General features: G+C 57.4%; 14 protein-coding genes, 3 pseudogenes and 1 riboswitch. Of the genes and pseudogenes, 9 read left to right on the top strand and 8 right to left on the bottom strand.

The annotated features are described in order from the left end of the window. Positions 1-85: 85 nt before the first annotated feature. Positions 86-1,207, top strand: coding sequence for a UDP-N-acetylmuramoyl-tripeptide--D-alanyl-D-alanine ligase (locus tag ACQZ5K_RS24240; RefSeq protein WP_448741697.1), 1,122 nt, complete (start codon positions 86-88; stop codon positions 1,205-1,207). Here ACQZ5K_RS24240 and ACQZ5K_RS24235 read toward each other — a convergent pair. From ACQZ5K_RS24235 to ACQZ5K_RS24225, 3 genes are all read right to left on the bottom strand, one after another. Continuing rightward, positions 1,200-2,246 (bottom strand): alpha/beta hydrolase family protein, encoded by a 1,047-nt coding sequence (locus tag ACQZ5K_RS24235; protein ID WP_448741696.1) that lies wholly within the window; start codon positions 2,244-2,246, stop codon positions 1,200-1,202. The two genes, ACQZ5K_RS24240 and ACQZ5K_RS24235, sit on opposite strands and share 8 nt — an antisense overlap. Positions 2,247-2,911: 665 nt before the next feature. Beyond that, positions 2,912-4,144, bottom strand: coding sequence for a type II toxin-antitoxin system HipA family toxin (locus ACQZ5K_RS24230; protein WP_448741695.1), 1,233 nt, complete (start codon positions 4,142-4,144; stop codon positions 2,912-2,914). Next, on the bottom strand, positions 4,144-4,521 hold the full coding sequence (locus ACQZ5K_RS24225; protein ID WP_448741694.1) for a helix-turn-helix domain-containing protein: 378 nt from the start codon (positions 4,519-4,521) through the stop codon (positions 4,144-4,146). Before ACQZ5K_RS24225 ends, ACQZ5K_RS24230 begins: the two co-directional genes overlap by 1 nt. 209 nt (positions 4,522-4,730) lie before the next feature. Between ACQZ5K_RS24225 and ACQZ5K_RS24220 the strand changes: the two are divergent. Continuing rightward, positions 4,731-5,155 (top strand): annotated as a pseudogene (locus tag ACQZ5K_RS24220) (transposase); the annotation flags it as partial. Between the two features lie 256 nt (positions 5,156-5,411). Here the strand turns inward: ACQZ5K_RS24220 and ACQZ5K_RS24215 are convergent. Both ACQZ5K_RS24215 and ACQZ5K_RS24210 read right to left on the bottom strand, forming a co-directional pair. Then, positions 5,412-6,212 (bottom strand): endonuclease/exonuclease/phosphatase family protein, encoded by an 801-nt coding sequence (locus tag ACQZ5K_RS24215; RefSeq protein ID WP_448741693.1) that lies wholly within the window; start codon positions 6,210-6,212, stop codon positions 5,412-5,414. A gap of 133 nt (positions 6,213-6,345) precedes the next feature. Further along, positions 6,346-7,533: an FAD-dependent oxidoreductase gene (locus ACQZ5K_RS24210; RefSeq protein ID WP_448741692.1), complete on the bottom strand. Its 1,188-nt coding sequence runs from the start codon at positions 7,531-7,533 to the stop codon at positions 6,346-6,348. 79 nt (positions 7,534-7,612) lie between these two features. On the opposite strand from ACQZ5K_RS24210, the gene ACQZ5K_RS24205 reads away from it, so the two are divergent. Beyond that, positions 7,613-8,095, top strand: coding sequence for a MarR family winged helix-turn-helix transcriptional regulator (locus ACQZ5K_RS24205; RefSeq protein ID WP_448741691.1), 483 nt, complete (start codon positions 7,613-7,615; stop codon positions 8,093-8,095). A gap of 226 nt (positions 8,096-8,321) precedes the next feature. Here ACQZ5K_RS24205 and ACQZ5K_RS24200 read toward each other — a convergent pair. Then, positions 8,322-8,570 (bottom strand): annotated as a pseudogene (locus ACQZ5K_RS24200) (IS6 family transposase); the annotation flags it as partial. 180 nt (positions 8,571-8,750) lie between these two features. Further along, positions 8,751-8,828, top strand: a riboswitch (SAM riboswitch). A gap of 55 nt (positions 8,829-8,883) precedes the next feature. Here ACQZ5K_RS24200 and ACQZ5K_RS24195 point away from each other — a divergent pair. Further along, complete coding sequence (locus ACQZ5K_RS24195; RefSeq protein WP_448741690.1) at positions 8,884-9,807, top strand: homoserine O-succinyltransferase; 924 nt, start codon at positions 8,884-8,886, stop codon at positions 9,805-9,807. An 80-nt stretch (positions 9,808-9,887) separates the two neighbouring features. On the opposite strand, the pseudogene ACQZ5K_RS24190 reads toward ACQZ5K_RS24195, so the two are convergent. Both ACQZ5K_RS24190 and ACQZ5K_RS24185 read right to left on the bottom strand, forming a co-directional pair. Beyond that, positions 9,888-10,602, bottom strand: a pseudogene (locus tag ACQZ5K_RS24190) (IS6 family transposase). A gap of 196 nt (positions 10,603-10,798) precedes the next feature. Continuing rightward, positions 10,799-11,293: an Lrp/AsnC family transcriptional regulator gene (locus ACQZ5K_RS24185; protein WP_448741689.1), complete on the bottom strand. Its 495-nt coding sequence runs from the start codon at positions 11,291-11,293 to the stop codon at positions 10,799-10,801. 92 nt (positions 11,294-11,385) lie between these two features. Here ACQZ5K_RS24185 and ACQZ5K_RS24180 point away from each other — a divergent pair, with 92 nt between their 5' ends. The 5 genes from ACQZ5K_RS24180 (at position 11,386) to ACQZ5K_RS24160 (ending at position 14,572) form a co-directional block, all read left to right on the top strand. Then, complete coding sequence (locus ACQZ5K_RS24180) at positions 11,386-12,300, top strand: EamA family transporter (RefSeq protein ID WP_448741700.1); 915 nt, start codon at positions 11,386-11,388, stop codon at positions 12,298-12,300. Between the two features lie 32 nt (positions 12,301-12,332). Then, a complete protein-coding gene (locus tag ACQZ5K_RS24175) occupies positions 12,333-13,727 on the top strand; it encodes a M20/M25/M40 family metallo-hydrolase (RefSeq protein ID WP_448741688.1) in 1,395 nt (464 codons plus the stop codon). A 142-nt stretch (positions 13,728-13,869) separates the two neighbouring features. Beyond that, positions 13,870-14,163: a hypothetical protein gene (locus ACQZ5K_RS24170; protein ID WP_448741687.1), complete on the top strand. Its 294-nt coding sequence runs from the start codon at positions 13,870-13,872 to the stop codon at positions 14,161-14,163. Further along, on the top strand, positions 14,123-14,404 hold the full coding sequence (locus ACQZ5K_RS24165; protein WP_448741686.1) for a hypothetical protein: 282 nt from the start codon (positions 14,123-14,125) through the stop codon (positions 14,402-14,404). The genes ACQZ5K_RS24170 and ACQZ5K_RS24165 overlap by 41 nt, the downstream gene beginning before the upstream one ends. Continuing rightward, the gene (locus ACQZ5K_RS24160; RefSeq protein WP_448741685.1) at positions 14,405-14,572 is read left to right on the top strand and encodes a helix-turn-helix domain-containing protein; all 168 of its coding nucleotides are present in this window, start codon (positions 14,405-14,407) and stop codon (positions 14,570-14,572) included. It begins immediately after the preceding gene. Positions 14,573-14,792 lie beyond the last annotated feature (220 nt).

Raw genomic sequence — 14,792 nt, 5'->3', positions numbered from 1 at the left:
AAGTAGGAACTTGACCACCACCACCGACCCGAAACATACCTAAGAGGCGGGTCAGTTCTCGGCGCAAATGCCGGGTCACTTCTCAGTGCAAATCAACATCCTTGCGGTAACTGGCAGTGCCGGCAAGACAACGGTCGTCGCCATGTTGGGCCACGCGCTTTCTGCCTGGGGCGATGTCGGCAAAAGCCACCACAATGCGAACCTGCCTGCAGGTGTGGCCTGGAACCTCGCCTCCATCCCGTGGGACACCCCGCACGTGGTGTTGGAACTGGCCATCGGCAAAATGGCGATCAGTGCCCGAATGGCGCGGCCGAAGGTCGCAATCTTCACCAATGTTCTGCCAGCCCACCTCGGCGAGAAGAGTACGGTCACGGATATTGCCCGGACCAAAAGCGCGATCTTTCTGGGCATGGCGCCGGGCGACAAGGCCGTCCTCAACCGCGACATGCTCGAGTGGGACACGGTGCATGAAGCGGCGCGCAGGCGAAAGCTCGACGTTGTCACTTACGGGACCTCGGAAGAATGCATTTGCCGGCTCCTGCGCTACGACGCCGCAAATCGGCAAGCTGATGCTCGAATCAGAAACCGGGAAATCAGCTTCCGGATGGGCGCCGCCGGCTATCACATGGCGCTGAATGGCCTTGCGGTCCTTGCAGCTGTTTCCGCACTGGGCCATCCACTTGAGCCAGCGATCGCACAGCTGGAAAGTTTTGCGGCTCTGCCGGGACGTGGCGAGGAGATTCATCTTTCGCTCGATGGACGCAGATTGACCGTGATCGACGACGCCTACAACGCCAATCCGGGGTCGATGCGCGCCGCTCTGGCCCGATTGGGTGACCACCAAGGCGCGCGGCGACGGGTTGCTGTCTTGGGCGAGATGGCGGAGCTGGGTCCCAACGCGGTCGCTTACCACACCGAGCTTGCAACGTTCATGCACAATCGTTCGATCGATGAAGTCCATGTTGTCGGTGAGCTCTACGCCGACTTCTGGGAAGCAATTCCGCCTGCATTGCGTGGTTTCCATGCCCGATCGCGGCACACCCTGAAGGACGTTCTCCACGAGCGGCTGGTGGATGGGGACGTGGTTCTTTTCAAGGGCTCGCACAGCACGGGAATGCACGAACTTGTCGAGTGGCTAAAGAAAAGTGCTGAAGACAGCGCCGCTGGTAGGTCAGTTTCCACGCAAGCGAGCACAACCATTATTTGAGCTGTTCAAGTTCCATCTCGTGGACAGCGCGGCGGATGTCGACCGGCGAACGGCCCTGGGCGATCAGGGCGGCAGCAAGTCGGCCGTGATAGGCAAGTAAGTGGCGCTGACGGTCTGTTGCCTGAACATAGATGTGGTGCGGTTCAAAGCCTGCGACGCGCAGGCGTCTGACATAAAAGAGCTGGCTGAAAAACGGAACGGTGCGGTCCTCCGGATCAGACAGCACGTAAATCTCCGGTCGATGATCGGTCGGAATCCGGTCAATTTCATCAACGGGATCGTAAAATTTAGCTGAATTGTAGAGCAGCTTCCCCGGGATACGGCGGCGCCTTTCCCAGAAGGACGATACCTGCTTTACCGAGACCAGGCCGGAGGTGATGACCGTTGCCAGAACATCCTTACGCCGGTTCATGAGACCGGCAACGATCTGTCCGCCAGCCGAATGACCGGTCAGAATGAAGGATGATACGTTGTGTTTTTCCTTGATCAGATCGAGCGCGCGGTCCATCAGCGCGATTTCGCGGGGGTGACGACGTTGATTGTGATCGCCAGATGACCCATAGATGCCGGGGCGCGCCATGAAGATTACAGGATGGCCAGCCTGTTGCGCCCAGTCGGCCATTTCTGATGTGATTGTGGCAGGCGACTGACGGATATAGGAATCGGATATGAAACGTACGCCTTTCGAATTGCGAAGCATCACATCCCCGCCGAAATAAACCAGCACCGTTCGGTTCTCGTCATTGGCGAGCGCCTGCGGATAATAACGAATACAGTCGCCTTTACCATCGACCTCGGCCCACAGCCCGTGGGGAACGGCGGCGCAGGACGCCTTGGATGCATAAGACCCGTTCAGGGCCTCATAGGGGTTGAAGGCGTGGTCGTTCTGAAAGACGGTCAATTCGCGCGGTCGGGGCAGTTCGAAGGGGCCAAGCCGTGGTGCGTCGGCCAGCGCAGATTGCGACGCACCGGGAACAGCAAGGGCGAGCAAAATCCAACGAGTGATCCACCAGGCAAGCTTGGGCTCTTCCCCACTCATGAGCTCTCCTTCATCGCCGATTCGTCCTCAATCCGATAGATGGCATCTAATCGCCTTCGCGCATTGGGCAGGAGAAAACCGCTATCTTAAAATGGTTGTGGCAAAGCTATATACGGCCCCGGAAATGAATTGATGGGCTCCCTCCTGCCGCATCGCCTTCATATCGCAGGAGTTACTGGAAGGACTCGCCCCGGCTTGGATCCGGGCGATCCGGGATGCCAGACTTTCCTTACGACCCTCGGGCTCTTCAAGGTAGAAAGCCACTAATCTTGCCACAATGTTGTCGGGTGCCTTCCGTGAAATCGATCACAGATATCTTATCACTTGCGATAGAGACACGCGATATGCGGAACGTGATTTTCCAGAGAACAGCAATCTGCTGTGCGGATTTGGCCAACAGCCTGATCGGTGGGGTGTGACCTGAGCCCCATCGTCCCTCCAGTTTCAGGAGAGTCTTGGGAAGAAACCCGACCGTCACGGGCGCCTGACCGAACCATGGCGTTATCAACGCACGCGTTTTGAAGCCTTGAGCACAGTGCCCCGGCTTCATGGATCTCGGGTTCGTCCCATAACCATTGAAGCAACGTAGCACTGGTCACGAGGTGGCCGACCCTAGAAAAGACTCATATCTGACTAGTAATACGTCATTACCAGTCAGATATGACTTAAAGTTCGCGTGCCACTTTCATCTCATCGCTGTCAAAAGCGGCCTCATAGTCACGCGCCAGCACGCCAGAAACGCCAACCTTTTTGAAGGCTTCCCGCCATCCGTCTGAAATGCGTTGCGCCAGGGTCCGGATCGTTTCCCGCGCCTCGGCTTCTGGAATCTCGAAAAACTCGCAGGCTTCCAGGGCAAGATTGATCGACCGATCATGTGCCCCGCCCTGGAGGATCGCCGTCTCGAGATGGGGGTTGCGATCCGGGGCCGGGTTCACGTCGAACACTGGCGACAAGCGCCACTGACCCGCCCCCACATAGAGGAAGCCGTGGTTCTTCAGGTGATCGTCTTTGTTGGACACCAGGATCGTGAAGATCAGACGCCGGTAGAGCTCCCGGAAATCGTCGGAAGGATCTGGGGAATAAGCCCGCATGAAATCGACGATCTCGGTATACGAACCCAGCTCCGCCCCTGTCTTGCCGAGCGCGGTGCGCGCAGAGATGTAGGGAATCCGTGCCGCCCCGCGCCGGTCGAACCGCTGGATCAGCGCTACCGGGAACGGTGTGTCGGCCAACTCCAACCGTGTCCCGGGCGTGCGGATACCGCAGGCTGCCGCCAGACGGAGGATTGCGACCTCGACGCGCTCGATCGGTTGTTGATCGTGGACCGAGGTGAACTTCGCCAGCCACAGCACATCGCCGTCCCTGACATTGGCTTTGGGGCGAGCGCCGCCGGAGCCGCCGGCACCGGCCAGCGCTTGCATTTCCTCGGGCGATATTTCTTTGCCCTGCTCATAGGCTCGCGCGATCGCCGTGATGGTTTCGAGATCGACCAGACGGGGGACGGCGTCCACTGCCTTGCCGCGAATGACCTCACGCTTGTCATCCAGAAAGCGCAACGCGCCTTGCCGGCAGGCGTCGTCAGAAAGCGTCAGATATTCGAATTCGTTGAGACCATTGCCATACGCGCGTTCGAGCAACCTGCGTCCCCAACTGTCTGGAGCCGCATCCGCGAAAACGCCCGCCAAGGCGTCGCGCATGTTGCCGGGCTGACCCGAGGTGTGAAACGGGCCGGCATCAAGAGGGAAATCGGGCTGTATGGCGAAGGCGCGCGGGTTTTCGATCCATTCGGTGCCATAAGCGAAGGTCGAGAATTGGCGTGGCCCGGTATGGGTGAAACGCAACTGGCCCACCGATGTCCGGGCGTCGCCAAGCGCGACATGGGCGACGAAATTGGCCATCAGAAGGAAACCCCGTCAGGGTCCACAACGTCCTGCCGATCCTGCGCCTCCTCCGTCCGAGCCTTCTGCTTTTTCAGCCTTGCCGCGAAGGAGCGACCCCTGCGCGGTCCGTGCTCCGCTGCCAACGCCAGCCCCAGATCGTCCTTGTGGATATCGACCAGGTCAGCGAGCCGCTCCAGAAGGCCGAGCACAACGAGAACGTCGGCAAGCGTTCCGATGGCAACGCCCGGATCGCCCCGTTCAAGGCGGGCGATGGAACTTGGCGAGGTTCCCGCACGCACGGCGAGATCCGCCACGGCGATGCCACGCCGCAGACGCGCGTTGCGGATATCTTGGCCCAGCCGTTCCAGTGCTGGTTTCGCTTTGGGGGAACTCATCTAAACCACCCATATATGACTTAATAAAGCTATTAATTAATCATATATGGCCGATTATCTCCAAGGTCAAGAATCCCGGTCGGTTCCCCCCGGGATCACCATCGCCTCGTTTTTGGCGACCTGCGACAGGCGGGTGAACTGCCCCCCCATTTCGACCGGACAGGTCGGCATAAGCAGAAAGGCTCAAGCAAAGGCTTGGGTATAGGCTTATGTCTAACGACTATCGACACGTTGAGTTGCTGACGGGTGATGTTCGCCGCAGGCGATGGACAACCGAGCAAAAACTGACGATCATTGAGCAGAGTTTCGAACCAGGCGAGACGGTATCGTCCACCGCTCGCCGCCATGGCGTCGCGCCCAATCTGCTTTATCGGTGGCGCAGGCTCTTGAGCGAGGGAGGTGCTGCAGCCGTGGATTCTGACGAGCCGGTTGTCGGAAATTCGGAAGTGAAGAAACTGGAGGATCGCGTCCGGGAGTTGGAGCGCACGCTCGGTCGCAAGACGATGGAGGTCGAAATCCTCCGCGAAGCCCTTTCCAAAGCGGACTCAAAAAAACGGATATCGCGGCCGATCTTGTTGCCGAAGGACGGTTCGCGATGAAGGCCGTCGCAGACACGCTGGGCGTCTCAGCCTCACCTCGAGATTAATGTTCAACACACCCTCCGTTACCCTCCCGCTGCTAACTGACAATCACCGAGGCCCTGAAGGGTCGATTGCGCAATTCGATCTTTCAGGACGCAATGTCTGAAAAGGGGGATCAAAGGGTCGTTCGACGCCGGCGCGGACCTCGTTAAAAGCGGGTTTTCAGTACGGCGCGGGCCAGCGCCAGGAAACCAGGCCTTCTTTGTTCTTTCGGTTGAGAAACAAAGTACTGCCTCGCGGTATTTAAAGCTACAAATCAAGCACCAACGGGCAATGGTCCGAAACTTCGGGATCATGGACCACCTTGAAGTCGTTAACCGCTGCCTCCTGATTGATAAGCATGTAATCCGCGAACCTGCCTGGCTTCTTGTAGTGCGAGCTCCGGGTGCCTTCCCAGCCACGTGCGGTGACCAACTCGGTCAATCCGGAATTGGACAAGATCGCTAGCGTTTCGCTGCCGGGTTCGACGTTGAAGTCGCCACAAACTACTGCCACGTCTTCATTCTCCGACACACTACGGGACAGATCGAGCAGCCTTCGCGCCTGCTCGGCCCGCTCTGGGGTGTCTGCTTTCCCGTTCAGATCGCGTAGCCCATGCATATGCGTAACGCTGACTGGGCGGTTTTTGATGTAGTCATAGACCCTGACCCCATGGGCGCTTCGGGATCGTGGGTGCTCGCCATATCCCACGGGGGAGAAATTCTTGTGAACAAAGCCCTGTACCTGACCAATAATCGGCAGGGAACAATGAACGAAGGTCGCAAGCCCCCACAGAGAAGGAATTGACCGATCTTCGTCCCAAAGAACGCCTTGGGCCGCCGGACAGAAGATTGCTATGTGATCGGGCAAGGCGCGTGAGACGTCACGAAAGAAGTTGGCGCGCTGCGGAAGGATGTGATCACCGTCACGGTATGTCAGCCAATCCCTCTCAGCCTGCGGGCTATGGATGACTTCTTGAAGGCAAAGTATGTCAGGAGCGGTGGCCGTGAGATAATGAAGCAAATCATCGTGCAGTTTTCCACCCCAGCCATTCAGGCACATTACTTTCACAGGTCCATCCTTCAACGATTGCCAAGCCGACCTTCGCTGCGTCGAAGGTAGCCTGTAATACCGTGTCTCCGTCTCTGCCATCAACAGCGCAGCAAGGGGCATCGCCACCGTCTGGCATCCGTAATTTATCCCATTACCTTACTGAAATGTGTTGGGGTACTTCATAATCGTAGATCCATGATTGCGCGCGGGCGCTTCCGAATATTTGCAGCGCTGCAGGCATCAGCAAGTCGCGAAGAAACATGCTGGCTGCGTTCTTTGGCGCTTTGTACATGCCACGTTTGCGGCCTTCGGCAACCACTTTCTCGGCGCGTGGCCGCCTGGTGGCTTCAAAATGTTTCAGTGCCGCTGCGGGGTCGTCAATTTCGCGAAGGCAGACGGCCATATAGGCAGCATCCTCTATCGCCAATGATGCGCCTTGGCCCGAGCTTGGCGAGGTTGCGTGAGCTGCGTCGCCGACGAGGGCAACCCTTCCATCCACCCAAGTTGGGACGGTGGGAACGTCAAATATCGGATAGGCCGATATGTGAGGCGTGGCATCGATCAGGTTCCGTACAAAAGGCGGCTCCTCGCGGAATTGCGCAAGCAACTCCGCCTTCCAACAGTCGGGCTCCCCTCTCCTGAAGCTCGATTGCGCCGGATCCGCCTCATGACCGAGATTGGCGAACCACCAGGCTTCGCCGCTGGCGCGGACTATATATCCAAAGAACGCTCTTCGCCCCCAGATCATGTGGTATTCACCCAGAGTGGGATTCAGTCCCGATTGGCGCACAAAGCCGCCCAGATTGAGCAAGCCGGTATAGCGGGTGAGGTTCTGCCCTTTGTTCATTTGGCGGCGAATGCAAGAATTGGTTCCATCGGCGCCCAGGAGCACGTCGCATGTCTGTTCCGATCCATCGGAGAGGCTGGCCGCGACGACGCCGTCGGTGTTGCGAAAGCCAGCGACTGTTTGACCGCGAATGATTTCAATTCCGCAGGCGCGCGCCTCACTCGCAAGCACGTCATAGAGGGTTTGGCGCTTGAGGGTGATCGGATCCACCCCCGCATTCAGTCGACCCATGGGCAAACTCGTTAGCCGTCGCGCGTCTGCATTCAGGAAAGCGATATTGGGTGTTGGGATAAACTCTGCCTCCATGAGAGGCCTCATAAGCTCGAGTCCATCAAGTGCACGCAAACCGTTGGACGACAGGCTCAAGAACAGACCTTCATCCCGCACTTCGGCCTGTCGCCGCTCGTATATCGTGGCCTTGATGCCCACGCGCTGTAATGCAATTGCGGCCACTGGCCCTGCAATGCCGCAGCCGGCTATTATGACGTGCATCTGTCGCCTCCTTTGCTATAAATTGAAAAGAGGAATACAATTCGTTCGATCGAACGAATTAAAATTGATTGGATACGCTATGTCAAGCCGGGAAGCGCAACCATTACAAAGAAAAGACGCATTGCGCCGGTTGGGTAATGCGGGCCGCGCCATGAGTGACACGGCAGTCATGTTTCATGAGCGCGCAGCAGAGTATTCTGGCCTTGGTGTTTCCGATTGGAAAGCGCTTGGCATCATCGAACGCTCCGGACCTATGACGCATCGCGATCTCGTTCATTTGATCGGTCTAAAGCCCGCCTCGGTGACGAATATTTTGGATCGGCTAGAGAGCCGGCAGTGGATTTCACGGGTCAAGGCTGAAGATGACGCCCGGCGCATCGCGATCTCGGTGAACGAGCAGAAGATATCCGCCTACCGCCAACAGATCTTCGGTTCATTGATAAGCCGCCTCAACACCATTTATGAACAATATTCGACGGAAGACCTGACTATCATCGCCGATGCTCTCGAGAAGATCGCCCAAGCCCAAGCCGCGGCCAAAGACGACATTCCGGGGGTTTGAGGCCAAGGCGCTAAGTAGGTCTTGCCTTGACTTTTCAAGGGCAATGGCCCGCCTCCATATCCTCATCGAAAACGTCTGCTGCAACGCGGGCAACATGCAGACTTCGGCTGCAATGAAGGATGGGCCCACAGACACTGGTGCGATTGCCCTAGACGCGCGTCAACAGGACCTTAACGATGCCGCTCTCGAACGGTTGAACATCGGCGCGTCTGAGGACCGACCGCAGCTCGACGCTGTCAAACAGCCAATGCTTGTTGCCACGGATCGAAACGACGTCTTCGTCGAGGTGCCATTTATCGCCGAGCCGACGGCAAAAGCGGCTGAGGATCTCAATGACGAAGGTCTGTCCGAACCTCACAGCCCAAAGCCGGGCTGTCTAATGAGAGACTATGATCCCAAGAGCCGCCAACAAGCTCCTCGACCATCCGCAGACTAAAAGGAAACCGGAAATACAACCAAACGCGCGTGCGATGATTTCAACCGGAAGGCGAAGCGGTGTTAAAGGTGATTACGGTCTGTCATGTGCCGTCATCGCACAACGAAATCATTCAGCAAGTTTACAATACCTATGATGCTGCTACCCGAGTTGGGAGTATCTCAGCCCAAAGAATGCCACAGGGCGATTGACGTGAAGGGAGCCTCGTTCTAAAAACACCTCTCCATCCGTGGTGATTTGGCCGGTCGGCTTGCAGCCACGTAAAACAACTCGCTAAAAGGCCGAGCGAAGCAAAAGTTTGCGGAGACCGGTCGCGTTATGTCGCTGGTCTTTTCCGTTTGGAGCTTTTGCTATGCCCATCAAGATTCCCGATCAGCTTCCCGCCCACGATGTGCTTGTGCGCGAGGGTGTTTCCGTAATGGGTGAACAGAAAGCGCTTCGCCAGGATGTTCGACCATTGCAGATCGGGCTCTTGAATCTCATGCCCAACAAGATCCGGACCGAGACACAGTTTGCCCGCCTGCTCGGCGCAACGCCGCTGCAGGTCGAACTGACATTGGTACGCATCGGCAACCACAAGCCAAAGAACACCTCCAAAGAACACTTAATCGCCTTCTACCAAACATGGGAAGAGGTTCGGTCGCGCAAGTTCGACGGCTTCATCATTACCGGCACCCCCGTGGAGCTTCTCTCCTATGAAGAAGTGACCTACTGGAAGGAGATTGAGCAGATTTTCGACTGGACGACCACCAACGTCCATTCCTCCAACTTCATCTGCTGGGGGGCGATGGCTGCTGCCTGGCATTTCCACCGCATCCCTAAGCACACCTTGGGAAAGAAGGCATTCGGCGTATATCGCCACCGAAACAAAAACCCGGCCTCACCCTATCTGGCGGGATTCTCGGACGATTTCGCGATCCCCGTCTCGCGCTGGACCGAAGTCCGGGCCGCAGATATCCCGGCGAACAGCGGTCTCGAAGTGCTGATGGAATCCGACGATGTGGACCTGTGCCTGCTGACGGAGAAGGTGGGCAATCGGCTCTACATGTTCAATCACATTGAATATGACTCCACCTCGTTGAAAGAGGAGTACGACCGGGATATTTCGACGGGTGTTCCCGTCGAAATGCCGCACGAGTATTTTCCAGAGAACGATCCGACGCGACCACCTCTCAACCGCTGGCGCTCCCATGCGCATCTGTTCTTCGGCAACTGGATCAATCAGGTCTACCAGACGACGCCCTACGAACTAGACATGATTGGCGAAGGCCGCTGATCCCTGGAGCACGCGGCAGGGGATGTCGGTGGCGTCGCCTTAACCGAGTTTGGGATGCAGTAGCCTCTTCTGCCAGAATTTCACGCGTCAAACGACAAAGCGATTTCCCGCCAGTTCGAGATGGCGTGAGCGCGAAGCTGGCGATGGTCGGCGGCGGTCGAGCATTTCCGGTGAAGAAGGAAGAGATTGGCGATCTGGCCGTGAGCTGAGACAAAACGCTGACATTGTCGCGCGGACTTGAAGCGCATCATTCGTCGCTCTCGCTGCCGCAGCGGCAGATGCGAATTCTCAGCTCGGTTGTTCAATCCCTTGTGCGAGCGATGCTCGACGCCCGGCATCAACTCGGCCTTTGCGGCCGAATAGGACCGAAGCTTGTCAGTCACCATCACGCGCGGGGCGCGGCCCTGGCTCTTGAGCAATTTTTTCATCAGACGAAGCGCTGCTGTCTTGCTCCCTTCGGCTTTGCAGTAGGGCATCGAGGACGAATCCGTTTGCATCGACGGCGCGCCACAGCCAGCATTTCTTTCCTTTGATCGTCACCACCATCTCATCGAGGTGCCATTTGTCGGCAAAATTGCCTCGTGAATGGCGCCGGAGCTCATGAGCAAATTTCAAGTCGAATTTCGCCGCCCATTCTGCGACGGTCTGGAACGAGACGTCGATGCCGCGCTCCGCCAACAGATCTTCGACGTCGCGTAGGCTGAGTGGAAATCGGTAGTAGAGTCAGACCGCATGGCCAATGATCTCAGCGGGCAAGCGGTGGCGTTTATAGCGGGTGGGCGAGGCTTCGGTCATGTCGGCACATTATCGTGCAGATCAGTAGAAATCGGTTAAGGCGACGCCACCGTTGCCAACTGTCGGCAAACTGACCCGCGTGCGGCAAAGCTTGCGCCGCTGCCCTATAGCTAACTCGCAAGGCTTTCATGCACGTGCGTCTATCGCGGTCACCCCCGACAAGGCGCTACCGTCACATGACCTTTGAAAACACAGCTCAGCGCAGGATTTTGCCCCCTTCCGCAAACGCCCCCAATCTGGCTTCGAAGGGCGCGGACTGGACAATTGCCGAGTGGGTTGATCCGTATGGAACTATTCGGTCGATCACAGCTTCCATCCGTTGCACATCCCGAACATGCGCGATTGCAACAAAACAGTCGTCCCCCGACACGCGGTCACAGCTTACGATTTCAGGCGTATCACGGAGCGCCTCGATCATGTTTTTCATCTCGCCTGGCAGAGGTCGCGCCCGGATCATGATTGTAAGCGCGAGCCCCAGCTTGCTATGATTCACGCGAGCACCATAGCCGGTTATCACCCCGCGATCTTCCAACCGCCTGACCCGCTCCGAAACGCTGGGCGCCGACAACCCCACCTGGCGTGCCAGTTCCGCATTCGACACACGCGCATTTTTATACAGAGCGGTCAGCAGGCGTGCGTCGATTTCGTCAAATTCGGACTCCAAAGCTTCCCTTCTATCTTGAAAGCGCATTGTCTTTTTCACCTTTGATCATGAGGCATTATCATTCATTTCGGAGTTCAGTCGTTATTCCGAAGGCGGAATTGCCTTGGTATCATGCTGGCATGAACAATCAAGTCTCACCCGCCGCTCCTTCACAACAGTCAACCCACATTGCCGAGCGGGTTCCGCCGCACGCGTGGTTCGGCGTTTCGGCCGTCTTTCACTATCTTGGCCCATCGTTTGCTGTGTTGCTGTTTCCCGCTGTCGGCGTCCTCGGCGTTGCCTGGTTCCGGATTGCCTCGGCCGCACTGATTTTTACGCCGTTCACCAAGCCTTGGCGGACCTTTGCGCTTGCCTCAGCAAGGGAGAGGCTGCTCCTTCTATCATTGGGTGCGTGTCTGGCGGTCATGAACTCCGTATTTTATCTGGCACTTGACCGCCTGCCGATTGCGCTCGTTGCGGCAATAGAGTTCGTCGGGACGATTGGAATAGCGCTTTGGGGCCTGCGAACCGGCAGAAACTGGCTCGCCTTCGCACTGACAGTTTGCGGCGTCGCCCTGCTGATTGACGTGCCCTGGCTCATTGGCATGGGTGGGGGCAGAGAATGGTCTGCCGATCCGCTCGGCCTCGTCTGGGCATTTGTGAACGGTGGTCTCTTCGTTCTCTATATCGTGCTTGGACACAGGATTTCACAGAGCGGAGCATCGAAGGGGGTGGAGCGTCTGGGCGCGGCGATGGCGGCGGCCTTCATCTTCGTGATCCCGATCGGATTTCTCGATGCGCTCAATGCCTTCGGTGCGCCGCTTTTGGTTCTTGCGGGGATCGGGGTCGGGATCTGCTCCTCGGTGATCCCTTATGTCTGTGATCAATTTGCAATGTCGCGCCTGCCGCGCTCCAGCTTTGCGTTACTCCTGGCGCTCCTGCCGGCAACGGCGACAATCATCGGCGTGGTCGTCTTGCGTCAGATACCCGAATTTATCGATCTCGCAGGTGTTGCCCTCGTCATGCTCGGTGTCGCGATACACAAGCCGAATTAGCCGGAAATCTAAAGAAAGGAGATCGCTGGATCATGCCCCATACTGCCACAGTCGATACTGTCCTCGCCCATGTCGATGCCGGGCTTGACCAAAGCGTGGAGCGTTTGCAGGAACTGCTGGGGATTAAATCAATCTCGACGGATCCCGCTTTTGCTGAGGACTGCAAGGCGGCCGCACAGTGGCTTGTCGACGATCTCACCGCATGCGGCTTCGAAGTCGCGACGCACCTGACGCCCGGCCATCCGATCGTCGTCGCCCATGATCGTGATGGGACCGATCCACACGTGTTGTTTTACGGCCATTACGACGTCCAGCCCGTCGACCCCCTCGATCTCTGGGACACCGACCCGTTCGTGCCGCAAGTCAAGACCGTTGCCAACAGCACCAGGGTTATCATCGGCCGCGGTGCTTCCGATGATAAAGGGCAGCTCATGACCTTCATCGAAGCATGCCGTGCCTGGCGTCACGTCGTTGGCAATCTGCCAGTCAGGGTCTCCATCCTTCTCGAAGGCGAGGAAGAGAGCGGTGGCAGGAATTTGCCCGCTTTTATCGAAGCGAACATGGAAAAACTTAAGGCAGACATCGCACTCGTGTGCGATACCGACATGTGGGACCGCCAGACACCATGCGTCACCACCATGTTGCGCGGGTTCGTGGGCGAAGAGATAACCATCTTCTGCGCCAACAGGGATTTGCATTCGGGCACGTATGGCGGTGCCGCGCGCAATCCCAACCAACTTTTGGCGGCAATCATTGCATCGCTGCACGATGCGGATGGGCGCGTCGCAATCGAAGGCTTCTACGATGACGTCGCTGAACTGCCGACCAACGTCAAAGAGCAGTGGCGCGGCCTCGGCTTCGATGAAAATGCCTTTCTTGCGGGTGCAGGCCTCTCCCTGCCAGCCGGCGAACGAGACCGCTCGGTGCTCGAACTGCTCTGGAGCCGCCCCACCTGCGAGATCAACGGCATCTTTGGCGGATACACCGGTGAAGGGTTCAAAACAGTGATACCCGCCAGGGCCAGCGCAAAGATTTCTTTCCGCCTGGTTTCCAACATGGATCCTCGAAAGGTCAGAGAATCCTTCAGAGCCCATGTGCGTGCGCGCATCCCTGCTGATTGCTCGGTTACCTTCACTGATTATGGCGGTAGCCCGGCGCTGTCCGTTCCTTCTGAAGGCCCGTACCTCAACAAGGCTCTAGCTGCGCTCACACGCGAGTGGGGCAAGGCTGCCGCCATCATCGGAGATGGCGGCTCTATTCCCGTTGGAAGTGAGTTCAAGCGCATTCTGGGCATGGACACCCTCTTCATCGGTTTCGCCCAAAATGATGACCGAATTCACTCGCCCAACGAGAAGTACGACCTGACGAGCTTCCACAAAGGCATTCGCAGCTGGGTTCGCTTGCTTGACGCAGTGGCGTCGCCTTAACCGATCTTCGGTTCATTGATAAGCCGCCTCAACGCGATTTATGAACAATATTCGACGGAAGGGCATCGTAAACTTAACGGTCACGAGGCAAGTGGAAATGCTGTGTATCTGCAGGCGAGCATAGTCGTGCAATTTTCGCGTATTGGTCCATCGCGACGGCGATCTCGTTCTTCTCGGTCCGAACCTGCCCCATGCCTGGCAATCGCAGGCATTGATAAAAACGCCGGGCGTTCATCGCGCCGTCGTCTGCTGGTTTACCCGCGACTGGATCGAAGGGCTGATCGCGCTGACGCCGGAACTCGCAGCCATTAAATCGCTGCTGCACGAGAGCGGCCGTGGCGTCCGTTTCGGAGAGAAGGCACTCAAGAAGGTACGCGAGCGTTTGGCGACACTGCATGAAACCGCCCCCGAACAAGCAGATACTGGCGCTGCTTAGCGTGCTGGTCGATCTTGCGCGGTCATCCGACCGCTGGCAGCTTTCAACCGGCGAAGTGACCGTCAGCACTGTTGCGCGCGACCGGGCGCGCATGCAACGGGTGCTTAATCATATTCACGCCCATTATACCGGAACCATCAGCATTAGGCCCCTGAGCGAAATCGCGCATCTCAGCGACAGCCAGTTGCAGCGACTCGTCAAGCGCTCGACCCGCATGACGATCAGTCGGTATGTCGGTTAGTTGCGGGTTGGCGCTGCTTGCCGGCTGCTTGCCCAGACGGATCGATCCCTTGCCCAGATCGCCGAGGCAGTCGGTTTTTCCGATGTCGCGCATTTCTCGCGTCAGTTCCGGGCAGCCAAAGGCATTACGCCGGGCAACTATCGGCGGCAGTTTCGCAAAGATTTCTGAACTTAGGGTGTCGATACCAGCCCGTTGTCTCCCGACGTGATTGCGATACCAAGGTATGATCCCAAGAGCCTTCGGCGACATACGATGTTCGATCTGGAAAACGGAGTACTTCCTGCTGGAAAAAGGGCCACAAACCCGTGTCAACATCCGATCTTGAAAATGCGATACGTATCTGCGTCTTTACTGAATAGCACCCTGGCCCACCAAACGATCTTTGGTA

The sequence above is a fragment of the Agrobacterium sp. 22-226-1 genome (genome assembly GCF_053522345.1).
Note: the sequence above shows the minus strand (reverse complement) of the source record. Positions and strands in the feature narration are given on the sequence as shown.

Excerpts from the sequence above, each read along its gene's own strand:
- ACQZ5K_RS24235 (WP_448741696.1), bottom strand. The coding sequence starts at position 2,246 with ATGAGTGGGGAAGAGCCCAAGCTTGCCTGGTGGATCACTCGTTGGATT.
- ACQZ5K_RS24230 (WP_448741695.1), bottom strand. The coding sequence starts at position 4,144 with ATGGCCAATTTCGTCGCCCATGTCGCGCTTGGCGACGCCCGGACATCG.
- ACQZ5K_RS24225 (WP_448741694.1), bottom strand. The coding sequence starts at position 4,521 with ATGAGTTCCCCCAAAGCGAAACCAGCACTGGAACGGCTGGGCCAAGAT.
- ACQZ5K_RS24210 (WP_448741692.1), bottom strand. The coding sequence starts at position 7,533 with ATGCACGTCATAATAGCCGGCTGCGGCATTGCAGGGCCAGTGGCCGCA.
- ACQZ5K_RS24205 (WP_448741691.1), top strand. The coding sequence starts at position 7,613 with ATGTCAAGCCGGGAAGCGCAACCATTACAAAGAAAAGACGCATTGCGC.
- ACQZ5K_RS24195 (WP_448741690.1), top strand. The coding sequence starts at position 8,884 with ATGCCCATCAAGATTCCCGATCAGCTTCCCGCCCACGATGTGCTTGTG.
- ACQZ5K_RS24185 (WP_448741689.1), bottom strand. The coding sequence starts at position 11,293 with ATGCGCTTTCAAGATAGAAGGGAAGCTTTGGAGTCCGAATTTGACGAA.
- ACQZ5K_RS24180 (WP_448741700.1), top strand. The coding sequence starts at position 11,386 with ATGAACAATCAAGTCTCACCCGCCGCTCCTTCACAACAGTCAACCCAC.
- ACQZ5K_RS24175 (WP_448741688.1), top strand. The coding sequence starts at position 12,333 with ATGCCCCATACTGCCACAGTCGATACTGTCCTCGCCCATGTCGATGCC.
- ACQZ5K_RS24165 (WP_448741686.1), top strand. The coding sequence starts at position 14,123 with ATGAAACCGCCCCCGAACAAGCAGATACTGGCGCTGCTTAGCGTGCTG.